The following is a 22,652-nucleotide window of genomic DNA, read 5'->3' as shown; positions in this document are numbered from 1 at the left end:
GGACGCGCATGGACCTGCTCGTCGCGGGCGGGGGACCCGCGGGTCTCGCCACGGCCCTGCACGCGGCCAGGGCGGGGCTCGACGTGACCGTCTGGGAGCAGCGTGCCGGCACCGTCGACAAGGCGTGCGGCGAGGGCCTGATGCCGGGTGCCGTCGCCGCCCTGGCAGCACTCGGCGTTCACCCGCGGGGGCGCGACCTGCTGGGCGTCCGGTACGTCGCCGGACCGCACCGGGCCGACGCCGTCTTCCGGGCGGGCCCGGGCCGCGGAGTGCGTCGCACCACGCTGCACGCGGCGCTGCGCGAGGCGGTGTCGGCCGCGGGCGTGCGGGTCGAGCAGCGCACCGTGCGCCGTGTCGAGCAGGACGGGGACGGTGTGGTGGTCGACGGCACCCGTGCCGGCCACCTCGTCGCGGCCGACGGTCTGCACTCGCCGATCCGCCGGGCCCTGGGTCTGCACCGGCCCCGCCGGGCCCACCGGCGGCACGGGCTGCGGCGCCACTACGTGCTCGGCCCCTGGAGCGACCGCGTCGAGGTGCACTGGGCCCGCGGCGCGGAGGCCTACGTGACGCCGGTGGCCGACGACCTCGTGGGCGTCGCGGTGCTCACCGCCGGCTGCGGCCCGTACGACGACCACCTCGCCGACTTCCCCGAGCTGCGGGAGCGGTTGGCCGGGGCCGGGACCGCCGGACCGGTGCGCGGGGCGGGTCCGCTCCGCCAGGACACCAGCGCGCGCACCGCCGGCCGGGTGCTGCTCGTCGGTGACGCGGCCGGCTACGTCGACGCGCTGACCGGCGAGGGCATCGCCCTGGCGCTCGCACAGGCCTCGGCGGCGGTGCGGGCGGTCATCGGCGGTGACCCGGGGGCCTACGAACGGGAGTGGCGGCGACTCACCCGGCGCCACCGCTGGCTGACGCACGTGCTGCTCGGCGCGGCGAGGGTGCCCCCGGTCCGCGCGGCGCTGGTGCCCGCGGCGCAGCGGCTGCCGTGGCTGTTCTCCGCGGCCGTCGGCGCGCTGGCGCGTCCGGCGGGGACGTGATCCGGCAGGGACGTGATCCGGCGGGTTCCGGGAACTGCCGTCACGGCGGTCGGCGGACGGGTCGGCGCCCGCCGCTCCCGCGGCGAGGACGTCCGCCGCGCGGTGCGGTCGTCGGCCGCCGGGGTGTCGGCGGAACTCCACGTGCACCCCGGCCACCTGTGCGGTTTCGACCGGTTCGCCCCCGCGGCGGGCGTCACCCGTCCCGCCTTCGCCACAGCCGGGCCCATGATCGGATGGCCGGAAAGAGGCTCCCTGGGCATGAGGGGGCCGACCGGCACGCCCGCCCGCCCCGGGACCGGACGGCAGGGGCGACCACCGCGGGCGACGGGGAGGATTCCAGGCGGTGAGGAGCGGGTGCGAGTGCCGGGGCCGGGGTCAGCGGGTCAGGCCGACGTACTGTCCCATGGCCGTCGCCGCGTGGGTGAAGAACGCCCCCGGGTCCGCGGCGACACCCGCGACATGGCCGTTGACCTCGAAACCGACCATGCCGTGCAGCTGGGTCCACATGATGAGCATGCGGGCGATGACGGGGGCGGGCAGCCCGCTCAGCAGACCACCGGCCAGCGTCTCGGTGGTGCGTGCCATGCCCTCGGACAGCGCGGGCGCGGGGACGTGGTCCACGGCGAGTTCTCCGGCCTGGAGCGCCTCTCGCACCACACCGAGGAGGACGAGCACGGTGCGGGCACCCGCGGCCATGGTCTCCGGCGGGGCGCTGTAGCCGGGCACGGGCCGGCCCCAGATCAGGACGTACTCCTCGGGGTGGGCGAGCGCCCAGCCGCGCACGCCCTCCCAGCAGGCGGTCCAGCGTCCCAGCCGGTCGGCTCCCGCCTTCTCCGCCTCGGTCGCGGCCCGCTCCGCGCTGTCGCCCATGGCGTTGTAGGCGTCCAGGACGAGCGTGGTCAACAGGCTGTCCCGGTCGGGGAAGAACTCCTCGGCGCGCACCGGGTCGAGCCCGGCGTCGCGGGCCACCCCGCTCGGGTCCAGATCGACGTGCTGACGAGCCGCCAGGCGGCGGACCGCCTCGGCCTTCATGCGTAAGACGGCCGCCTCGGGGCTGTCCTGGTGGGGGTCGTGGGCATGGGAAGTCGTCATGGGTCCGGACTCTGCCAGAGGTCTTTCGCCGCGTCGATTTCGGGACGGGCAATGCGCCTGGACCACGCCGATTTCCGGCCAGTGGCTCGTGCCTCCGGCGCGCCCCCGGTCACGGCGCCACCCGTCGCCCGGTGCCGAAACGCTGCCCTCGGCCGAACCGATTCCTGGGAGTCCCGACCGGCGTGGCACGACGTCGCCGGCCTCCCCGCGCGCCCCGCCGCAGGGGCGGCCCCGGCACCGAAGCGGTTCGCGGCCGCACGGTCGTGACCGTGCGGCCCGGCGGAACGCCGACGGACCGCAACCGGCTGCCGGCCCGAACAGGTTCAGGACCAGGCGATCTCGCCGTGGCGGGGGACGAAGCGCCCGGTCGCGGCGCCGGGCCCCTCGGTGGCGAGGGCCACGATCGCGTCCGTGCCCTCGGTGACGGTCCGGGGGCCGCTGTGACCGTTGAGGTCGGTCGCGGTGTAGCCGGGATCGGCGGCGTTGACGCGGATGTCCTTGAGTCCCTTGGCGTACTGCGTGGTCAGCATCGTCAGCGCCGCCTTCGAGGAGGTGTACAGCGGCGCGACGACATGCGACTCGGGCCGGTCGGGGTCGTGGGTGAGGGCGAGGGAGCCCATGCCGCTGCTGACGTTGACGATCATAGGGTCATCCGAACGGCGCAGCAGTGGCAGGAACGCGGTGGTGGTGCGGATGACGCCGATGACGTTGACGTCGAAAACGGCGAGGGCATCGGCGGCGGTGAGGTCGCTGGGATCGCCGGCGGCACCGTGCACACCGGCGTTGTTGATCAGGACGTCGATCCTGCCCTCGTGTTCGGCGACGTTCGCGGCCGCGGCGGCCACGGACGCGTCGTCCCTGACGTCGATGGGAACGTAGCGTGCGCCGAGCGCTGCGGCGGCCTCCTCGCCCTGCTCACGGTTGCGGGCTCCGACGAGCACGGTGTGGCCGTGCTCGATCAGGCGGCGGGCGGTCTCGCGGCCGAGACCCTTGTTGGCTCCGGTGATGAAGGTGATCGCCATGCCTTCGATACCGACCCCGCTGACGGAGGTGGACCGGGGACGCTGCGACGGTGGGAGGAGCGGTACCACCCTCGCGCTCCCCCGCACGACCCGGGATGCGGGAGGATGGAGGTCATGACGACGACACCCGGGACCGGACTGGGCGCGATGATCCGCACGTGGCGGGACCGGTTGCCCCCGGAGGCCGCCGGACTGCCGACGGCACGAGGGCGCCGCACGGCCGGGCTGCGGCGCGAGGAACTGGCCGACCTCGCAGGAATGTCGGTCGACTACATCGTGCGCCTGGAGCAGGGGCGGGCCACGACGCCCTCGGCGCCGGTGGTGGCGTCCCTGGCGCGCGCCCTGCAGCTGTCCACCGCCGAGCGGGATCACCTGTACCGGCTGGCCCGGCTCGCACCTCCGGTGAGCGGCGCGATCAGTGACCACCTTCCGCCCGGCGTGCAGCGGGTGCTCGTCCGTCTCGGGGACGTGCCGGTCGCCGTGTTCGCGGCGGACTGGCAACTGGTGTGGTGGAACCATGGGTGGGCCGCCCTGCTGGGCGACCCCTCCGCCTCGCCGCCGCGGCTGCGCAACTTCGCCCGCGACAGGTTCCCGGTGGACGCCGGCCCCGCCCGCCTCACGCGGTGGCCGGTGACCGAGGCGGACCGCGCCGCCACCGACGCCGCCGTCGTCTCCGACCTGCGCCGCGCCACCGGCCGCTTCCCCCGGGACAGCCGCCTGGACGCGCTGATCCGCGATCTGAACGCGGGCAGCAGCAGGTTCGCCGAGCTGTGGGCGACCGGAGAGGTGGCCGCACACCGCGAGGACCACAAGACGATTCACCACCCCTCGGTGGGCCCGGTCACGGTGGACTGCGACATCCTGACCGACGGCGACTCCGAGCTCAAGATCGTCATCATGACCGCCGCACCCGGCAGCGAGGACGAGACCAGGCTCCGGCTCACCGCCGTCGCCGGACCGCCGGCCACCACGCACAGCTGATCCGGCCCACCGGCCGGCCGGCTGCGGTCGCGCGGCGAGATGCCCGGTGCGGTGGGGGAGGTCCCGTCGGCGGCCGGGCCCGGGACCAGCGGGCACCACCTCCTCGCCGTCCGTGCCGCGGCGGTCGGCGTGCGAGCCGTTCGCTTCGGGGACCGCGAGCACCGTCGTCGCGGCTCGGTCGCGTGGTGGCGGACGTGCGCGACGACGGCGTCCGGAGCGGCTTCGAGCACCCCGGTGGCGTGCTGGTCCCGGGCGAGGTCGTCCTTGTCGGCGAAGCAGGGGTGGGTCTGCGACGGGCTGACCCGGCGGCGTCGCGGGCGGTCGGGGTGCTGGTGCCTGCCGCTCGGCCGCTCGGCGGTGCCGCCCCGACCGCCCGCCGGACTCGGTGCCCTTGCGGGCGATGCGCACTGCGCTGCGTTTCCCCAAGCCGTTTGCGCAGGTCGGCGCGGTCGTGGGCTCCGCCCGCTCGAAGCCGCACCGCCGCGTGCAGGCCCTCGTCCTGGAAACCAGGCGGCATGCGTACGTCCGTCACCACGGTGTCGGGGGCGTGCTCCTCGACAGCGGCGCGGCATGGTCGACCGGGACGGCCAGCCGATCGTCAGGCGCTGTCACGTTGGCTGACCGGGTGGGATGATTTTCTGGTTGGTCGTGCTGGGAGGGGTCGTCCGTGGACAGCGCACCGCCGTCGCACCAGGGGCACCGGTACCCGGTCGGGATCGTCTCCCGCTGCGTGTGGCGGTACTTCCGCTTCCCGCTCGGCTTCCGCGAGGTCGAGGGGCTGATGCCCGAACGCGGCGTGGTCGTGTCCCACGAGACGGTCCGCCGCTGGTGCGCGAAGTTCGGGCAGTCCTGCGCCGACGGCCTGTGTCAAAGGCGGCCCCGGCCCGGGGACACCTGGCACCTGGACGAGGTCTTCACCAGGGTCAACGGCGAGCGGAAGTATCTGTGGCGGGCCCTCGACGCCGGCGGCAGCGTGCTCGACATCCCGGTCCAGAGCCGGCGGGACACCGCTGCGGCCAGGCGCTTGTTCCGCAAACCGCTCAAGAAGACCTGCCCGGTGCCGCAGGTGGTGGTCACCGGCAAGCTTCGTTCCCACGGTGCGGCCCACCACGAGGTCACGTCCTGCGTCGAGCACCGCCCGCACAAGGGCCTGAACAACCGGGCCGCGAACAGCCACCAGCCCACCCGGCAGCGCGAACGCGCGATGAAAGGTTTCCGCAGTACCGGCGGGACCCAGCGATTCCCGTCCGCGTTCAGCGGCATCCCACCCCACTTCCGACCCCACCGCCACCTGATGACCGCCGCCCACCACCGCGCCGAAACGACCCCCCCGCTTCACGATCCGGGATCAGACCACCGGCGCCACCGGCCAACCCGCCGAAGCCTGAACACGGAACCGGACCCCTGCCCCACCACACCCCGACACGCCGCCAGGCACTCACACACCCACCAACGTGACAGCGCCCTCACCGGACCTGGCCCTCACCAGACCTGACGTCACGGCCTCGGCCTTCAGGCTCCGTGCGGTGAGTTCGATGAGCGTTGTCTTCCTGCGGGGGAGCCTCCCACGTGGCGGTGATGTCGCGGGCGACATCGCGTAAGAGGTCGATGAGCATGTCCGCGAGTGGTGTGAGGCTGACGGCGGTCTTGGTCACGGCGTAGAGCTGGCGGTAGGGCCTGGGGCGGGCCAGTTCGCGGTAGGTGGTGCCAGGCGCATGGGTCAGGGCCAGGCGCGAGACCAGGGCCACCGCGATGCCGGTGCCGACAAGGGCCTGGGCGACGTCGTAGGACTCGGTCTCGAACCGCACAGTGGGAGTGAAACCGGCCTCGCGGGCAGCGTCGTGGAACTGTTCGCGGGCGGCATGGCCGGCCAGGATGGAAACCCACGATTCGTCGCGCAGTTGCTCCAGGTGAAGTTGGGTGTCCGCGGGCTGCCCGGTGGCCAGTGGATGGTCATCGGGGAGAACCACGACCATCGGGTCCAACAGCAGCGAGTGGGCCCGTAGGTGTGGGGGCGGCGCGAGCGAGGTGCCCCAGGACGCGACGATGGCCACATCCAGGCGACCCGCGCTGATCTCGTCCGCCCCGCGCCCGGACACCACGTCTATGACGGAGACGTCGGCGTCCGGATGACGGTGTCGCAGAGTCGTCAGGGCCGGTGGCAGCAGGTGCAGGGCAGCCGCCTGGAACGTCCCTATCCGGAGACGGAGCGAGAGGTGGCCGAGCAGTGCAGAGAGTTCCGCCTCGGCCCTGTCCGATGCCTCCTCCACAGTTCGACCGTGGGAGGCGAGCAGCGCACCGGCCGCGGTGAGCGTTGCCCCGCGAGGACCACGGATGACCAGGGGCACCTGCCAGTTGCGCTCGGCCTTGGTCACCTGCTGGGTGACCGCCGCGGGCGTGAGTTGGAGTGCGTGAGCTGCCGCCGTCAGGGAGCCGTGCCGCTCGATCAACGCGAGCAGCCGCAGCTGTCCCGGATCCACCACCATTCCCATTCAGTAATCCTAACGCTGCACCCTTCTTTTTTAACTTCTCTTGGGGGCGCGTGGCAGGAAGCCTGGAGGTACACCCATCGGTCGCAATCCCCGGAAGGGTTCCTTTTCCATGCCGACGCATGTGCCGATTTTCATCGCCACCACCTTGCTGCTGGCGATGCTGCCAGGCGCGAGTGCAGCCCTGATGATCCGGCAGGTTCTGGAAGGCGGCAAACGTACGCTCCAAGGCACGCTCGCGGGCAATGCCAGCGGCTTCCTGCTGTGGTCCACGGCCGCCGCAGCCGGGCTGTCCGCCGTCCTGTTGGCCAGCCCCACCGCGTACGCGGTGCTCCGGATCGCGGGCGGCATCGTGCTGATGTACCTCGGGGCGAAGACGCTGTGGACCGCGCTCACCACCGTCTCCACCCAGCCGACCTACGAGGGCGAGCGCCGCAACGGCTTCGTGAGTGGATACATCACCGGGCTGGGCACCAACCTCGGCAACCCCAAGGCGGGCGTGTTCGCCATATCGGTGCTGCCCCAGTTCGTGACCGCGAAAGGCCCGGTGTTCCTGTCGACCGTCGCCCTGGGAGTCCTGTGGGCACTCGTCAGCGCTTCCTGGTACATACTGCTCACCTGGGCCGCCAGTCGAGGGCGCGCCCTGGTATCGCAGCCGAACGTCCTGCGGGGGCTCAGCGTGACCACCGGCGTCGTCCTGCTGGGGCTGGGCGCCGCGGTGGCAGCAGGTCTCTGAGGACCTGTACGTATCCAGCGGCGCCGGACCGCCCGAGGCGGCTGCCGCCTTGCGTACGGGGAGTCACGGTCGCCCGGCAGGCCCGGTGGCGGTGGAGCACACCGGAACGATAGGCTCCGGCTCGGCCGTACACCCCGGCCGGGGCCACGCGGGCTCTCCGCCCGACGGCACAGGAGCGACGAACCCGATGACGTACGTCACGACACCGGACGGAACCCGCATCGCCTACCAACTCCAGGGTCGGGGGGAGCCGCTGGTCCTGCTGGCGGGCCAGGCCAACAACCACCACTGGTGGGACGCGGTTCGCGCCGACTTCCATCCCGCTCGCAGCACCCTCACGCTCGACTACCGCGGCACCGGCGACAGCGACAAGCCCGACACCCCCTACAGCACCGAACTGTTCGCCCGTGACGTCATCGCAGTCCTCGACGAACTCGGCATCGACCGGGCCGACGTCTACGGCACGTCCATGGGCGGACGAGTGGCCCAACAGATCGCGGCCCGCAATCCCCGCCGGGTAGGTGCCTTGGTTCTCGGCTGCACCTCACCCGGGGGCCCTCACAGCGTCGAACGCGGCAACGACGTCCGCCGGGCACTGGCGCAGTCCCGGCCCGGAGCCGCGCGACAGGCCCTGCTGGAGCTGATGTACACCCCGGGGTGGCTCGCCTCCCATCCCGGCCCGCACCACACCCTCGGCGACCCCCACATGCCCGCCCACGCCCGGCGCCACCACCTCGTGGCCAGCAACCAGCACAACGCCTGGGACCTCCTGCCGGACATCACCGCTCCCACCCTGGTCGTGCACGGCAACGACGACCTGCTCAACCCCACCGCCAACGCGCCCCTGCTCGCCGACCGCATCCCCGGCGCCCGACTGCACCTGGTCCCCCATGGTCGGCACGCCTACTTCGAGGAATGCCGCACCCACGCCAGCCCCCTCGTCCTGGATTTCCTCACCACCGCGCAGAAGCCGTAAGAGCAGCGCGGCCGATACCCGGACCCGCTCAGGAAGACGATGCGGTTTCGGTGCCCCCGTCACCCGCGCGAAGAGGCCGGTAGACCACCGCCTGTGCCGAACAACGCCCGTTCGTTCTCAAGAAGGCCGAAAGAGCTGATGCGCCGTCACGACTGCGGCGGTGCCGACATGTTCGGCTGGGGGAGCCCCGTCCCGCCGTGGCGGTGGTGGTGTGCTGCCGAGGGCGTCGCCCATCGACGGCGATCCGGTGGACGGCCTCGGCCGGCCAGGTGCCCGGCGCCACGGGTCCGGGGCGAGGGCGGCGGTGATCGGCTCGCCGGCACGCTCGGCCCGCCCAGGGAAGGCATGCCTCCTCCGGCACGGAGGGTGGTCCGGTGGGGCCCGGCACAGCCGTGCCGTGCCGCGAGAAGGGCGAGGGCAGTGCCGTGACCACAGGGGTGGTATTCCCCCTACGCGGTGAAGAAGCGCAGCTCGGTCGCGTTGCCGGTGTGACGTACGTACACAGCGTGCGAGGCGCTCCGTGCTACGGGGATCCGGCGCCGCTCGTCGTCGCCCTGCGGCGGGCCGTCCGGTCGTCCTCCGGGACGGCGGCTGTGGGGTCGCCGTCCGCGCCTCCTCGCAGGCAGGCGCGGACGGCCGTCACGTTCGGCGTGGACACGGGGCTGCCGCTTCGCCTACTCCAATGTGGCGTACCCGGTGGTCACCGCCGCGGTCGCGGCCTTGTCGGAGCCCTCCTGAAGCTGGAAGAGCGAGCCGAAGGGGCGCTCCGCGAGCGGCAGACGCCACGCCCCGGCTTCCACACGTGCCGTGTCCGACGCGCTCCCGCGCAGCACCTTCACTCCGGGCTCGTTGTGGCCGGCGTGCGGGCCGAAGTGGATCGGGTAGGCGTCGGCCGCCCGGTAGGCCGGAAGGAAGGCGCGGCGGAACCGGTCGGAGCGGTTCGGAGACGAGTAGTGCAGAAGCAGGGGGTGGATGAAGACGACGCTGCCCGCGGGGGCCTCGATGGGCACGGCGAGCGCCGGGTCGGGCGCGTCGGCACCCGCCACCTTGCCGCGGAAGAAGCCGTCGACGTAGTGGTCGGCGAGGCCGCGATGGTGAGAGCCGGGGATGGCCTGGAGGGCGGAGTTCTCGGTCGTGGTGTCGTCGAGGTAGACGAGGGCCGTCACCAGGTCGGTGTTGGTGTGGGGGTAGTAGGCGAAGTCCTGGTGCCAGTCCACGACACTGCCCACCTGCGGGGCCTTGAGGTGGAGCTTGCTGTAGTGGAACAGGATGTCGTGGCCGATGAGTGCCTCGACGTGGTCGAGCAGTTTGGGGTGGGCGGCGGCCCGCTCGAATGCGGAGTGCTGCTTGGTGGGTGACCAGATCCGGCGGGCGATGCCGTTGTCACCCGGTTCCACCTCGGCGACGGAGCCGATGTCGGGGACGTTCAGGATCTCCGTGATGGCGGTGTTGAGCTCGGCGACTTCGCTCGGATCGAAGAGACGCTCGACGACTGCGAAGCCGTTTTCGCGGTACTCCTTGGTGAGCGCGGCTGTGTCGGGTGCGGGCATGCGCAGAGTTCCTCAATCCTTGGGTGACTGGTTCCAGCTCGTCCCCTTCGGGGACCGGCCGGACTGGTGTGGTGGTGGGCTCGCGGTGGTCACGTGGGCCCGGCCCGACTCCTGCTGGTTCCCGGCCCGTGAGTCCTCCGGAGAGAACGGTTGCCACCCGGTGCCGTCGGCCCCGCGAAACGCACTGGCCGTTGATCGTCGTGGTGTGAGCCCGCCGCATGACGGCCCCCTCGTCGTCCGCGGGCCTTGGAGTTCTGACGGAGAGTGGGGACCTCTCTGTCGGGTGGCGGGAGTGCGGTGGGGCGGGGCCCGTACGGGTGTCCGCCGGGCAACGACTGCCCGGCGGACCCGCGATGGCTCAACGGCGCCACCGACCGGCGCCGCGGCTGGCACCCGCCCTCGCCGGCCCGCCCGCCGTGCCTCCGGCTTCGGCGCGGGGACGCGGAACGTCCCCGCGAAGCTCCCGGCCGGTTCACCCTCAGGCGTTCGAGGGCTGCACCTGCTTCGCGACGGTGTCCTCGTAGATCTCCCGGAAGAACATCGCGAGGATCTCCTGGACGTCGTCGATGTACTTGAACACCTTCTGGAAGTCCTCCTCGCTGAAGATCAGCTGGCGGAGGATGTCCCACATCTCCTGGGAGTGGTCCTCGGTGGTGTCGACGTGGAGGTGGGCGGCCTGCCCCTTGACGTTCTCCTTGCCGAGCCGGTCCTGGAGGTTCTCGACGATGGCCGGCTGGAGCTTGACCTGGGTGTACTCCACCAGGTAGTTCGAGACGACCGGAGCGAGAGCCGACTCGTGCTCAAGGGTGTAGTAGAAGAAGCCCTCGAAAAGACGCGTGGACAGGTAGGGCTCGGTAGCGAGGATCTCTTCCTCGGTGATGCCGGCGGCCGCGGCGTCGCTGACGTACAGCCTGTCGTGGAGCATCTCGTCGGCCTGGTACTGCGCGTAGTCGCGAGCGGCCCTGGGCGAGACCTGGGCGATCTTGTAGATGGCCTTGGACTGGCTGACCCGGGACAGGCGGATCCGCCACACGTGCTCGATGAGGGTGCGGCGGTAGTACGCCTGGTGGAGCTCAGGTTCGGCCAGGTGGGACGCGAAGGGGACGGTGGCCTTCCACTCCGCCATCTTCTTGTCCATGTAGTGGTTGAGCTCGGCCTTCTTCAGACGGCTCTGCTCGTCGTTGTAGAACGGCTTCGGATGGTCGATCCCGGTGTTCTGCACGCGGTTCATCGCGTTCTCCTTCCCAAGAGGGTTCGGGGCGTTCACGGACGGGACGGAGCGTGGTGCCGCCCACGGTCAGCGGTAGCGGACGTGGAAATGCTCCGTCGCGTGTCGGTCGAGGAAGGCGGTCTCGGCGTCGAGGTCGTCGGCCGCCACGTCCCACAGGGCGTCCATCAGGCAGATCCCGCGGTCGGACTCGTCGAGTTCGGTTCCCTCCGCCACGTGGACGCGCAGGATCCGGGGCGGACGGGTGGGCGGCTCGAAGCGGATCGTGTCGACGGTCCGCCCCTTCTCTCCGTACTTGCTGAGGAACACGGTCGCCCGGGCGGGCGCGCCGGTGCGCAGGGCCTCCAGTTGGGAGGCACGGGTGAGTCGCTCGTGGAAGGCGCCCCGCTCGCCATCGGGCAGCAGCAGGGACTCGGTCCACAGGTCGAGGAGGGAGTGCCCGGTGACGGTCTGGACGCTGGCGTCGATGAGGCTGCCGCCCATCCGGGGGTTGATCTCGATGATCTCCCAGCGTTTCCTCGACTCCCAGTACTTGGCCTCGATGTGGAAGACGCCGTCGGTCAGCCCCTGCCCCGCTAGCGCGGCGAGGCAGCTGCTGACGTGGTCGGCCCCCTCCAGGACGAGGTCACGGTCGAGGCTCGCGGGCGGGCTGACCGACATCCCCTCCAGGACGGTCCGCGCCAGGTGTTCCACGCGGGCCTTCTCGTGGACGCACAGGTGGTGGATCCGGCCGTCGAGGACGATCGTCTCGAAGCTGAACTCCGGACCCTCGACGTACTCCTCGACGAGAAAGTCGTACCGGTCCATGAAGATCGCCTTCATGCGCCGGTCGGCACGCATCTGCCCCTGGATCGCGGGCAGGTCAGCCAGGTCGTTGACGTCGTCCAGAAGGAAGGTCGCGAAGGACGAGGCACCGCGCACCGGCTTGACGAACCAGCGTGCCGAGGGGTCGAGTTCAGGGGTTGCGCCGGGGGTGAGGCGGTGCAGCCGGACCTCGCTCAGTCCCTCGGCGAGGAGGTGGCGGCGCAGTTCGTACTTGTCGAGGCAGAGGCGCAACGCGGCTTCGGCGGAGTCCCGCGCGCCGAGCCGCTCATTGAGCTCTGCCATCAGCAGTCGGTAGCCCTCGAAGGTGGCGAGGGCGGCCTCGACCCGATAGCCCCGGTCGGCGAGTTCACGAACGGCCTTGTCGAGGTCGCCGGAGGTCAGTTCGGGTTCCTCGGTGACCACGCAGTCCGCCACGTGGCGGCGGCTCGCGTCCAGGACTCCTGGCGTCTCCGGCCGGGAGCTGAGGGCGACCAAGGTCAGGCCGAGAGCGGCGGTGGCCGCGGCGGCCTCCTCGGTGTACGACTTGCCTTGGTGCATGAGGAGCAGGATTGCTCGCTTCATCTGTGCATCTCCTCGGAGTTCCGGGACCGCCCTCAGCCCCGGTGGCCCGACAGCTTGCCCGCGGTCTCGCGCTGGTGGGTGCGCAGGATCTCCACGAGCCGGGCGGCGCCGCCCTCACGGATCGGGTCGACGACGGGCAGTCCGGTATCGGCCTCCAGCTTCTCGGTCTCGCGGCGGTAGTCCTCCTCGGAGAAGCCGACGCTGTTGACGCTGACGGCGGCGACCTTGGCGGGCCGAGCGAAGACGGAGAGGTCCTCGTTCATGCGGATGAGCTCGGGGATGGGGATGATGGGTGTCTCCCAGACCTTGGTGCGCTCGGCGCCGAGGCGGTGACAGAAGACCAGGGCGTGCGGCAGCGCGCCGTGGAGAATGGCGAGGGCGACGCCGCTGAACCCGATGTGGTTGAGGGAACCCTGGCCCTCGACGACGACCCATTCGTTGCCGGCGGCGGCCTCCATGACGACCTGCTCGACGGCGCCGGCCATGAAGTCGCCGGGCACACCGTCGACCGCGATGCCATGGCCGGAGATCAGCATGCCGCTCTGGCCGGTGGCGGCGAAGCCGGTGCGGATGCCGCTGCGGTTGGCCTCGTTCCAGATCTGCAGGGCGGCGGTCTTCTTGCCGATGTTGGAGTCGCTGCCGCACGTGTGGATGACCCAGGTGTCCAGGTCCAGGACGCGGGCCTTGTTGAGCTGCACTGCCGGGGCGTCCTTGGTCTCCCAGACGGTGATGCCCTTCTCACGGACGGCACGGGCGATGTCTGGATCGTCGGCGAGGCGGTAGTGGATCGAGTTGATCAGGTGCAGGCCGCTCTGGACGGCCGTGAGGATGTGCGGCTTCCAGGCAGAGGGCAGGTTGGCGGAATGCAGGCCCTTGCCGATGATCATGACCTCGGGACGCAGGTGCAAAGCGTGCTCGACGCGGCTGACGATCGGTATCGCACCGCCGTAGCCGAGGACGTCCTGAACGGTCTGGCCTTCCTTACGGCTGTCGATCACGGCGACGCAGCGGTCCCCGTTGTAGCGGATCAGTGAGGCGGCGATCTTGCTCGTGAAGAGTCCGAAGCACCCCTCGGCGAACAACACGAAGTTCTTGTCGACCAGCTCCGCATGGCTCAACTGATCCACGTCTTCCTCCATGGACTCGACGGTTCTATTGCCGGTGGCACGAGATGGTTCGGGTGGTCTACGGGACAGGCTCGGTCGTCAGGCGGTACTGCTCACGCGCCTGCCGCACGGCCTCCTCGATCTGCTCCTGGGTGCCGCCCCGGAAAAGGAAGCGTCCGCCCTGGAGCGTGGCGTACGCGCCGGGCCGTGAGACCAGGACCTCGCCCGGCCGTGGCACCAACTCGCGGTACAGGTAGGGCACGTGACCCAGGAGCGAGCTGGCGGCGGTGACCTTCTGGGGCAGAGGCTTGGGAGCTTGGATGATCAGCCAGCCGCCGCTCAGCTCCGGGTCGGGGACCGGTGGGTCCACCGGGCGGCCGAGCAGGACGTCGACCCACAGCCGGAAGAGATTCACGCCGTGGACGTCGTTGATGACGTACGACACGTCGGCGCCTGGCACTCGGGCTCCGACCTCCAGGAACACCAACTCTTCGCCGGTGTCGAAGAGTTCGAGGTGGAAGGCGGAGCTGTGCAGGCCAAGCGCGGTCAGGCAGCGCACGGCGAAGTCCTCGCAGCGGCCGCGCACCACCGGGTCCGTCTGGAAGACGGAGCCGAGCGGTGCGCCAAGGACCTCGAAGTCCAGGCAGGTGGAGACGTAGCGCGAGGTACACAGGAACAGCGGTTTGCCCGCGGCGTCCAGGACGCCGTCGACGTGCAGGATCTCGCCTCGCACGAACTCCTCGATCTCGAGGTCGCTCAGGTTCCGTTCGGCACACAGGGCCCGCAGCTCCCCGGCCGAGGCGATCTCGCGCACCCCCTGGCTCGACGCCCCTCGCACCGGCTTGACGATCACGGGGTAGCCGAACTCCTCGGCGGCCGCGAGGACCTGCTCCTCGGTCCAGCAGGGCGCCCAGCGCGGCACTCGGAGGCCGGCCCGCGACACCCTCTCCTTCATGACGGTCTTGTCGCAGAAGCGGGAGGTTTCCTCGGGGCTGAAGCCCGGGACGCCGTACCGCTCGCGCAGGGTAGCCGCGAGGTCGAGGAGCATTTCGGAGAAGCCGATGACGTGGTCGAACGGGCCTTCTTCGCGAACGATGGCGTCGACCACCTTCAGCACGTTGTCCAGGTCGCCGAAGTCCCGTACGACGTGGACCCGTTCGGCGTCGGCGGGCACTCCGCTGCGGGCGCCCTCGTCGCACACGTACGTGACGCGGTCGGTCTCCGGGTCGAAGACCAATTCGGGAGCGGCGAGGCGGTTCTCCCAGCGCCGTTCGTCCTCGTACAAGGGCCAGCGGGTCAAGAACAGGATTGCGCCGGACATGGATGTCGTCCTCACGGTTCACAGGAAGCATGGACGTGCCCGGCCGGGGGCAGCCGGTTGACAGCGGCGGCGGGCATTTCGGAACCGAAGAATGAACCCGAACCCGAATCTCGGGAACGGGCCCGCAACGTGTTGATCGCGCTGCCATAGCCTCGCATGGGACCGGCCTGGTCAGAATAGGACCTAGGTCCCAGCACCCCCGGCGTTGCAGGCGCGCGGGCACGTGCTGCCAGGCTATTGCGGCCGCCCCGGCCGGGACGAAGGGCTGTGCGCGATCGCCGTCGCCAACAAGTGATAAATCAAGCACCTGCAGGACACCAGGGGCACGTTCGGCCCGTGAAGAGTGCACGGTTGACGGCTCGTCCGCTGGTCCCGGTGGTGTCACTGAGCATCGACGACAGTGGCGTCCCGCGCTGCACCATGGTATGAACCACCTCGTACCGGATGCGTACCGGAAGCGTCATGGGCCGATGGACCTATTGCGCGCGCACACCACGGGACGCAGAATTCTTCTCGCGCCCCCACCGTCGGAGGAGGGCTGTCGTGCGCGCCAGGAAACTTTTTGGAACTGTCGCCCCGACATCGAAGCGCCAAGCGTTGGGATGACCTATTCTCCCTCCGCAGATATCGCCGCCCCTGAACGCCAATGCGACATCGCTTGCGGTCTCAGACGGCGCACGATGGGAAAAAGGAGATACGAGGATGCTGCTGAGGGTTGATCCGGTCGATTCCTTTTCCGGAACTTTCCGCGTCCCTTCTTCGAAACCGGAGACGCAACGGGCAATTCTGACCGGCACACTGGCCGCGGGTACGTCACGTGTTTACAACGACCTCCGTTGCGACGAGACGGAGACCATGAAAAACGCCTGCCGTGCCTTCGGTGCCAAGATCACCGAGCACGACGGATTCCTGGAGATCCAGGGCATCGGAGGGACGCGCCCGCACATCCGGCGCGTCATCCAGGCCCGCGGCTCGGGTCTGGTGTTTCGCGTCATGACGGCGCTGGCGTCCGTACTGCCGTCGCCGGTCGTGGTGACGGGCGACGCGACCCTGTGCAACCGCGTGATGGAGCCCCTGCTGGAGGCGTTGCGCGAACTCGGCGCGGACATCGAGTCGATCGTCAGCGAGAACAAGGCTCCGGTCGTCAACTGGGGACGTGGCCTGAAGGGCGGCACGTGCCGGCTGCCGGGCGACATCAGCTCGCAGTTCATCACCGCCGTCCTATTCGCCGCGCCGCTGGCCAACCGCCCGGTGGAGATCGAGGTGACGGGCGAGGTCTTCTCCCAGTCGTACATCCGGCAGACGCTGGCGAGCCTGACGGAAGCGGGTATCAAGGTCTCCGCGTCGGAGGACATGCGTCGCTACCACGTGGAGCCCTCCTCCTACCAGGCCCAGGACGTCACCACGCACGAGGACTACACCTCGGCCTCGTACCTGCTGGCCGCCGCCGCGCTCTTCCCGGGCCGGACTGTCCTGACCAACGTGTACGGCGACAGCATGCAGGGTGAGTTCGCGATCGTCCCGATCCTGGAGCAGCTCGGGGTGAGTGTCACCTTCGACCGGGCCACCTCGTCGCTGACCGTCGACAACCCGCAGGACAGTCTGCGCGGCAACTTCGAGGTGGATGTGCGGGACTGCCCGAACATCGTGCCCACGCTCGCCGCCCTCGGGGCGTACGTGCAGGGCAGCCTGCGGGTGACCGGCGGACGCCTCACCCGCTTCCACAAGGCGTCACGCATCGAGGCCATGGTCGCTGAACTGACCCGCGCGGGCGTGGACATCGAGGTCCTGTACGACGACGGCGTCTGCGACGGTTTCGAGGTCCGCGGCGCGCGGACGTACCCCGGCGGAGTGACGCTCTCCAGTTGGGGCGACCACCGCATCTTCATGTCGCTGTTCGTGGCAGGCCTGCGGATGCAGTCCGCCAACCGGTTCTCGGGCTTCGAAGACGTCCGGCTGTCCTTTCCCACCTTCATGGAGGAGTTCACCAAGGCAGGGGTGCGGACCACGGCCGTCGAGGAGGAGAACGCGCCCGCTGGGGCCGTCGGCTGACCCCGCCTGCGGCAACCCCGGCGGGCCGCTGTGCCGCGGGGGCGCGCAAGACCGGACCCGACAGGTGATCGAGACGCGCAGCTGACCATGGCAGAGGTGTCGGCGCGCGGGCTGGATCTCACGCCCGCGCGCCCCGCGGCGCATGGCCCCCGGAACCCCGGCTGAACGACACCCGGGACCGTTCACCTCCCCCCGTTCAGGAGTTCCACCGATGCCCCCTGCACCTGCTCCCCGGCTGCGCGCCGATGTCTCCCGGTTGCCTCGCTACGTTCCCGGCCGGGTCGCGCCCAGCGACCTGGTGGACAAGCTGTCATCGAACGAGAACCCCTACCCCCCGCTGCCGTCGGTCGTCGCCTCGATGCGCGAGGAGTTGGGGCGCGTCAACCGCTATCCCGACGCGAAGAGCAGTGAACTGGTCACGGCGTTGTCCGGTGCCCTGGGGGTGCCTCCGGAACACTGCGTGCCCGGCACCGGATCCCTAGGGGTCACCAAGGACCTGTTGTGCGCCGCGGTCGGCGAGGGGGACGAAGTGCTGTTCGCCTGGCGCTCGTTCGAGGCGTACCCGCTGCTCGTCTGGGCCACCGGGGCAACGCCCGTGCCGATTCCGCTGCGTGACGAGCGGCATGACCTGGAGGCCATGGCCGACGCGGTGAGCGACCGCACGCGCGTGATCATCGTGTGCAGCCCCAACAACCCGACCGGCACGGCCGTGCACCGTGGTGAGCTTGAGCGCTTCCTCGACCGGGTGCCGGGCGACGTGCTGGTGGTGCTCGACGAGGCGTACCGCGAGTTCGTCGACGACACCGATGTACCCGACGGCATCGACCTCTACCGCGACCGTCCCCACGTCGCCGTACTGCGCACCTTCTCCAAGGCGTACGGGCTGGCGCGACTGCGCGTCGGCTACGCGGTGGCGCATCCGCCGGTTGCGGCCGCGCTGCGGGCCTGCACCGCGCCGTTCGCCGTCAGCGGACTCGCCCAGGCCGCCGCGCAGGCATCGTTGAACGCGGGTCCCGAACTGCTGGAGCGAGTACAGACCCTGGTGGGCGAGCGCTCCCGGGTCACCCGCGCTCTGCGGGCCGCGGGCTGGAACGTTCCTGACAGCCAGGCCAACTTCGTCTGGCTGCGCCTCGGTGCGCACACGACGGCGTTCACCGACGTGTGCGAGGCGGCGGGAGTCATGGTGCGCCCCTTCGGCGACGAGGGGGTGCGGATCACCATCGGCACTCCCGAGGAGAACGACCATCTGCTGAAGATCGCGGGCGACTGGCGGGTGTGAGGCCCCAGAGGGGCCGGTACTTCCCGCCGCCGGCCGCGACGAGGATCACCTGCGGCTGATCGCCGGACAGAGGCGGGAACTCGCCGTCGTCCGCGGCCGGGTACGTGATGCCCCTACCGGACCGGGTGTTCGACGCGCTCGCGGTGACGTCGCGCCGGACCAGGTCCGGCACTGGCGTGGCGGATGGTCAAGCAGGCGACACCGGCCAGGCCTCGCGTAACTGCAGCATGACGGCCGCATGCGGGCGGGCACAGGCATGCTCGGGTCGGCCCGGGTCATGGCACGCTGATGCGATCCGCTCCGCCTTCCAGCCGCGAATACCCGCTCCCAGAATGGACGCGAAGACCGTAGACGTTCAAGCCTTGGGAAACGGCACCTGTCAAGTCCTCAGCAGAAATGGACACTTCGCGATCAGCAACGCATTGAATCCACCAGCTCACTGATGTAGTTTTAACGAGTAAGAGGGTGTCTCACGTGGTGTGAGGTTGATGCGGCATGATGCCGTGCCATGGGTGTTGGTTTGTCGCAGCGGTTGGTTCCTGACGAACTCTGGTCGCTCGTGGCACCGTTGCTGCCTTCGTTCGCTTCCCGTCCGCAAGGCGGAGGCACGGCCCCGGTGGATGAGCGAGCGGTGTTCACGGCCGTGGTGTACGTGCTGACCAGCGGCTGCGCCTGGCGGCACCTGCCGGAGACGTTCGGCGTCTCACCGGCCACCGCCCACCGCCGGTTCTCCGCATGGACCAAGGACGGGCTGTGGCGGCGGCTGCACCAGGCCGTTCTGGACGAACTCGGCGCCCGCGGCGAGGTGGACTGGACCTCGGTGATCGTGGACGCCGCCTCCGTCCGGGCGAAAAAGGGGGATCGCTGACCGGGCGCAATCCGGTCGACCGGGGCAAGAAGGGCAGCAAGCTCCACGTCCTGTCCGACGCCCAGGGCCTCCCTCTCGCCCTTGGCGTCTCGGGGGCGAACGTCCATGACAGCCAGGCACTCCTGCCGCTGGTGCTGGGCATCCCCGCCGTCCGTTCCCGGCGCGGCCCTCGCAGACGCAGGCCCGGCAGGCTTCGCGCGGACAAGGCGTACCACTCCGCCGAGAGGCTGAGGTGGCTGCGTGAACGGGGCATCGTCCCGCGCATCGCCCGACCCGGCATCGAGTCCGGCGAGCGTCTCGGCCGGCACCGCTGGAAGATCGAACGGACGATCTCCTGGCTCTTCGGCTACCGCCGCCTGACCGTCCGCTACGAGCGCAAAGGCAGCCACTTCCTGGCCTTCCTCGGGCTCGCAGCGGTCCTGACCTGCTACAAGAAACTCGCAAAGATCGCCACGTGAGACAAGCTCTAAGACCGTGTCCTATGTGGTGGGCTTGAGGAGTCGCTTGTAGCAGCAGAGGACTGCGGCAAGCCCCAGAAAGGCCAGGTAGTTGCGGGGATTGCGTTCGTAACGGTGGTTGAGCCGACGGTAGCCGGTCAGCCAGGACATGGTCCGTTCGATCACCCAACGACGCCGGCCCAGCCGTTCGCTGGACTCGATGCCCTTGCGGGCGATGCGGACGCCGATGCGCTTGCCGCGTACCCATTTCCGCAGCTCAGGGACGTCGTATGCCTTGTCGGCATGCAGGCGCTGGGGCTTGAAGTACCGGCCGTTGTGCGGGTCGTGTCTCGTTAGGTGACCGAGCACCATGGGCTTCAGGGCCTGGCTGTCGTGGACGTTGGCCGCGGAGATGCCGACGAGAAGGGGCAGTCCCTTCGCGTCCGACAGGATGTGCATCTTGGAACCCGGCTTGCCCCGGTCCACGGGACTCGGACCTGTGTGTTCGCCCCTTTTTTAGCCCTCACGTGGGCGGAGTCGAGGACGACACGGGAAAGATCGAGGAGGTCCGTGTCGTCGAGCCGGCGCAGGATCTCCTCATGGAGCCGGCCCCACACACCGGCGCGCGACCAGATCACGAAACGGCGATGCGCAGTGGACTTCGATATACCGAAGCACGGTGGCAGTGCCCGCCAGGCGCAGCCGCTGACCAGCACATAGATGATCGCGGCAAACAGCGTCTCATCAGGCGTGTCCTGCGTCCCGCCACCCTGCGGCCGCACCTTTGACGGCGGGATCAGCGGCCTCGCGATCTCCCACAGCCCGTCCGGAACAATCCAACTCCACGTACCCCGCCCCATACGCAGCTCAACGAGCCATCACCACATAGGACACGGTCTAAGAGGTCATCTCATTTGGTGAGTCGGCGGTAGTAGATGAGGGTGCGGGCGATGCGGTGCCGGATGCCGCGCTCGCGCAGCCGTTTCCGCAGATGAGCGTAGTCGTATCCCCTGTCGCCGTGGAGCTTGGCGGGCTTGCGCCGACGTGGGCCGCGGCGGGAGTGGATGGGCGGGATACCGCGCACGAGTGGCTCCGGGGCCTGGCTGTCGTGCAGGTTGGCCCCGGAAATCCCGACGGGCAGGTGCAGTCCGGTCCGCTCGGTGATCAAGTGGATCTTCGACTCCTCCTTGCCCCGGTCCACAGGATTCGGACCCGTCGGGTCCCCCCTTTCCGGGCCCGCATGTTCACCGAACCGATCGCGCACCGCGACCGGTCCAGCTCGCCCCGCGAGCCGGGCTCGTCCAGCACCAGCCGGTGCAGCTTCGCCCACACCCGAGCCTTCGACCACTCCGCGAACCGGCGGTGGGCCGTCGCGCCGGACGGTCCGGACACCGGCGGGACCTGCGACCACGTACAGCCCGATGTCGCCACGAAGGTGATCGCGGCCAGCACCTCACGGTCGCCGTACCGGCGCCGGCCACCACCCTGCGGGCGTGACGGCGCCTCCGGCACCGCCCGCTGGAACAGTTCCCACAACCCGTCCGGGACCAGACGCCCAACCATCGGCGCCCCTCCAGGTTACTGCTGGCTCCAAATGAGATGACCTCTAAGCGAGGTCGGCGTACTGGGCGTAGAGGGCGGCCTGGGTGCGGTGAGTGGCCCCGATTTTGCAGTATATGTTGCTGAGATGGTTCTTCACGGTCTTCTCGGATATGTCGAGTCTTTGAGCGATGAGCCGGTTACTTAATCCCCAGGCCAGCAGGCAGAGCACGCCCCGCTCGCGTGCGGTGAGGCAGGGGCCAGCGGGGGGCGCGTCCTTCTCGGGGAGGGGAGCAGGTGCCGAAGCGGGCGGAGCCGCTTCCCCGGGGTCGGTCAGGCCGGCGTACTGGGCGTAGAGGGCGGCCTGGGTGCGGTGGGTGGCCCCGATCTTGCAGTATATGTTGCTGAGATGGTTCTTCACGGTCTTCTCGGATATGTCGAGTTTTCGGGCGATGAGCCGGTTGCTTAACCCCTGGGCCAGCAGGCGGAGTACTTCTAACTCCCGACAGGTGAGTTTTGCTGCCGGTTCTTCCACGTCTTGACCTCCTCCTTGCTTTTCTCAAAAAGCATGGGAAAAAACATTCGAAGACTTCATTCACACGGCCCCACGGGCGCTGCTGAGGCGGCGCCCGTCCAGGGCCCACCGAATCCGTGGGGAATTTCGCACTTGCAGTCGAACTCGGCAACGGCTGGCAGCCGCACCGCCGCCCAACGGCGCTGTCACGTTGGTGGGTGTGTGAGTGCCTGGCGGCGTGTCGGGGTGTGGTGGGGCAGGGTTCCGGTTCCGTGTTCAGGCTTCGGCGGGTTGGCCGGTGGCGCCGGTGGTCTGATCCCGGATCGTGAAGCGGGGGGTCGTTTCGGCGCGGTGGTGGGCGGCGGTCATCAGGTGGCGGTGGGGTCGGAAGTGGGGTGGGATGCCGCTGAACGCGGACGGGAATCGCTGGGTCCCGCCGGTACTGCGGAAACCTTTCATCGCGCGTTCGCGCTGCCGGGTGGGCTGGTGGCTGTTCGCGGCCCGGTTGTTCAGGCCCTTGTGCGGGCGGTGCTCGACGCAGGACGTGACCTCGTGGTGGGCCGCGCCGTGGGAACGGAGCTTGCCGGTGACCACCACCTGCGGCACCGGGCAGGTCTTCTTGAGCGGTTTGCGGAACAAGCGCCTGGCCGCAGCGGTGTCCCGCCGGCTCTGGACCGGGATGTCGAGCACGCTGCCGCCGGCGTCGAGGGCCCGCCACAGATACTTCCGCTCGCCGTTGACCCTGGTGAAGACCTCGTCCAGGTGCCAGGTGTCCCCGGACCGGGGCCGCCTTTGACACAGGCCGTCGGCGCAGGACTGCCCGAACTTCGCGCACCAGCGGCGGACCGTCTCGTGGGACACGACCACGCCGCGTTCGGGCATCAGCCCCTCGACCTCGCGGAAGCCGAGCGGGAAGCGGAAGTACCGCCACACGCAGCGGGAGACGATCCCGACCGGGTACCGGTGCCCCTGGTGCGACGGCGGTGCGCTGTCCACGGACGACCCCTCCCAGCACGACCAACCAGAAAATCATCCCACC

At 70.0% G+C, this 22,652-nt stretch carries 18 protein-coding genes and 3 pseudogenes; 8 read left to right on the top strand and 13 right to left on the bottom strand.

Features of this window, described 5'->3' with window-relative positions; genetic code table 11:
* The first annotated feature begins 8 nt into the window (after window positions 1-8).
* On the top strand, window positions 9-1,037 hold the full coding sequence (locus QQY24_RS01480) for an NAD(P)/FAD-dependent oxidoreductase (protein WP_301970814.1): 1,029 nt from the start codon (window positions 9-11) through the stop codon (window positions 1,035-1,037).
* A 375-nt stretch (window positions 1,038-1,412) separates the two neighbouring features.
* On the opposite strand, the gene QQY24_RS01475 is transcribed toward QQY24_RS01480, so the two are convergent.
* Window positions 1,413-2,129 carry a TetR-like C-terminal domain-containing protein gene (locus QQY24_RS01475; RefSeq protein ID WP_301970813.1) on the bottom strand — a complete coding sequence of 239 codons (717 nt, stop codon included), beginning with the start codon at window positions 2,127-2,129 and terminating at the stop codon, window positions 1,413-1,415.
* A 323-nt stretch (window positions 2,130-2,452) separates the two neighbouring features.
* Complete coding sequence (locus QQY24_RS01470) at window positions 2,453-3,151, bottom strand: SDR family NAD(P)-dependent oxidoreductase (protein ID WP_301970812.1); 699 nt, start codon at window positions 3,149-3,151, stop codon at window positions 2,453-2,455.
* 105 nt (window positions 3,152-3,256) lie between these two features.
* On the opposite strand from QQY24_RS01470, the gene QQY24_RS01465 reads away from it, so the two are divergent.
* Window positions 3,257-4,132: a helix-turn-helix transcriptional regulator gene (locus tag QQY24_RS01465; RefSeq protein WP_301970811.1), complete on the top strand. Its 876-nt coding sequence runs from the start codon at window positions 3,257-3,259 to the stop codon at window positions 4,130-4,132.
* A 466-nt stretch (window positions 4,133-4,598) separates the two neighbouring features.
* Here the strand turns inward: QQY24_RS01465 and QQY24_RS01460 are convergent.
* Window positions 4,599-4,697, bottom strand: a pseudogene (locus tag QQY24_RS01460) (DNA-binding response regulator); the annotation flags it as partial.
* Between the two features lie 102 nt (window positions 4,698-4,799).
* Between QQY24_RS01460 and QQY24_RS01455 the strand changes: the two are divergent.
* Window positions 4,800-5,520 (top strand): annotated as a pseudogene (locus QQY24_RS01455) (IS6 family transposase).
* A gap of 78 nt (window positions 5,521-5,598) precedes the next feature.
* Here QQY24_RS01455 and QQY24_RS01450 read toward each other — a convergent pair.
* Window positions 5,599-6,624, bottom strand: a complete 1,026-nt coding sequence (locus QQY24_RS01450) for a LysR family transcriptional regulator (protein ID WP_301970810.1) — start codon at window positions 6,622-6,624, stop codon at window positions 5,599-5,601.
* A gap of 109 nt (window positions 6,625-6,733) precedes the next feature.
* On the opposite strand from QQY24_RS01450, the gene QQY24_RS01445 reads away from it, so the two are divergent.
* On the top strand, window positions 6,734-7,357 hold the full coding sequence (locus QQY24_RS01445) for a LysE family translocator (RefSeq protein WP_301970809.1): 624 nt from the start codon (window positions 6,734-6,736) through the stop codon (window positions 7,355-7,357).
* A gap of 187 nt (window positions 7,358-7,544) precedes the next feature.
* Entirely contained in the window at window positions 7,545-8,333 is a 789-nt protein-coding gene (locus QQY24_RS01440; RefSeq protein WP_301970808.1) for an alpha/beta fold hydrolase, read from the top strand.
* 674 nt (window positions 8,334-9,007) lie between these two features.
* Here the strand turns inward: QQY24_RS01440 and QQY24_RS01435 are convergent.
* The 5 genes from QQY24_RS01435 to QQY24_RS01415 all read right to left on the bottom strand — a co-directional run bounded on the left by QQY24_RS01435 (window position 9,008) and on the right by QQY24_RS01415 (window position 14,924).
* On the bottom strand, window positions 9,008-9,883 hold the full coding sequence (locus QQY24_RS01435; RefSeq protein ID WP_301970807.1) for a phytanoyl-CoA dioxygenase family protein: 876 nt from the start codon (window positions 9,881-9,883) through the stop codon (window positions 9,008-9,010).
* Window positions 9,884-10,361: 478 nt separating this feature from the next.
* The gene (locus tag QQY24_RS01430) at window positions 10,362-11,114 is read right to left on the bottom strand and encodes an iron-containing redox enzyme family protein (RefSeq protein ID WP_301970806.1); all 753 of its coding nucleotides are present in this window, start codon (window positions 11,112-11,114) and stop codon (window positions 10,362-10,364) included.
* A gap of 66 nt (window positions 11,115-11,180) precedes the next feature.
* The gene (locus QQY24_RS01425) at window positions 11,181-12,497 is read right to left on the bottom strand and encodes an acetyl-CoA carboxylase biotin carboxylase subunit family protein (protein WP_301970805.1); all 1,317 of its coding nucleotides are present in this window, start codon (window positions 12,495-12,497) and stop codon (window positions 11,181-11,183) included.
* Window positions 12,498-12,529: 32 nt separating this feature from the next.
* Window positions 12,530-13,636 (bottom strand): DUF1611 domain-containing protein, encoded by a 1,107-nt coding sequence (locus QQY24_RS01420; protein WP_301970804.1) that lies wholly within the window; start codon window positions 13,634-13,636, stop codon window positions 12,530-12,532.
* Between the two features lie 46 nt (window positions 13,637-13,682).
* Window positions 13,683-14,924, bottom strand: a complete 1,242-nt coding sequence (locus tag QQY24_RS01415; RefSeq protein ID WP_301970803.1) for an acetyl-CoA carboxylase biotin carboxylase subunit family protein — start codon at window positions 14,922-14,924, stop codon at window positions 13,683-13,685.
* A gap of 702 nt (window positions 14,925-15,626) precedes the next feature.
* Between QQY24_RS01415 and aroA the strand changes: the two genes are divergently transcribed.
* The 3 genes from aroA to QQY24_RS01400 all read left to right on the top strand — a co-directional run bounded on the left by aroA (window position 15,627) and on the right by QQY24_RS01400 (window position 19,581).
* On the top strand, window positions 15,627-16,976 hold the full coding sequence (aroA, locus tag QQY24_RS01410; RefSeq protein ID WP_301970802.1) for a 3-phosphoshikimate 1-carboxyvinyltransferase: 1,350 nt from the start codon (window positions 15,627-15,629) through the stop codon (window positions 16,974-16,976).
* Between the two features lie 211 nt (window positions 16,977-17,187).
* Window positions 17,188-18,255 (top strand): histidinol-phosphate transaminase, encoded by a 1,068-nt coding sequence (gene hisC, locus QQY24_RS01405; RefSeq protein ID WP_301970801.1) that lies wholly within the window; start codon window positions 17,188-17,190, stop codon window positions 18,253-18,255.
* 520 nt (window positions 18,256-18,775) lie between these two features.
* Window positions 18,776-19,581, top strand: a protein-coding gene (locus QQY24_RS01400) for an IS5 family transposase (protein WP_301976102.1) whose coding sequence is annotated in 2 segments (ribosomal slippage) — window positions 18,776-19,121 and window positions 19,121-19,581 — 807 coding nt in all. Because the reading frame shifts where the segments join, the coding sequence is not laid out codon by codon here.
* Between the two features lie 21 nt (window positions 19,582-19,602).
* On the opposite strand, the gene QQY24_RS01395 is transcribed toward QQY24_RS01400, so the two are convergent.
* From QQY24_RS01395 to QQY24_RS01380, 4 genes and pseudogenes are all read right to left on the bottom strand, one after another.
* A protein-coding gene (locus QQY24_RS01395; protein WP_301970800.1) for an IS5 family transposase occupies window positions 19,603-20,420 on the bottom strand; the annotation gives its coding sequence in 2 pieces (ribosomal slippage) (window positions 19,603-20,072 and window positions 20,072-20,420; 819 coding nt in all).
* An 83-nt stretch (window positions 20,421-20,503) separates the two neighbouring features.
* Window positions 20,504-21,123, bottom strand: a pseudogene (locus QQY24_RS01390) (IS5 family transposase); the annotation flags it as partial.
* A 43-nt stretch (window positions 21,124-21,166) separates the two neighbouring features.
* Window positions 21,167-21,634 (bottom strand): LuxR family transcriptional regulator, encoded by a 468-nt coding sequence (locus tag QQY24_RS01385; protein ID WP_301970799.1) that lies wholly within the window; start codon window positions 21,632-21,634, stop codon window positions 21,167-21,169.
* 255 nt (window positions 21,635-21,889) lie between these two features.
* Entirely contained in the window at window positions 21,890-22,609 is a 720-nt protein-coding gene (locus QQY24_RS01380; protein WP_301970798.1) for an IS6 family transposase, read from the bottom strand.
* Window positions 22,610-22,652 lie beyond the last annotated feature (43 nt).

The sequence above is a fragment of the Streptomyces sp. TG1A-8 genome (assembly GCF_030499535.1).
Classification (GTDB): Bacteria; Actinomycetota; Actinomycetes; order Streptomycetales; family Streptomycetaceae; genus Streptomyces.
Note: the sequence above shows the minus strand (reverse complement) of the source record. Positions and strands in the feature narration are given on the sequence as shown.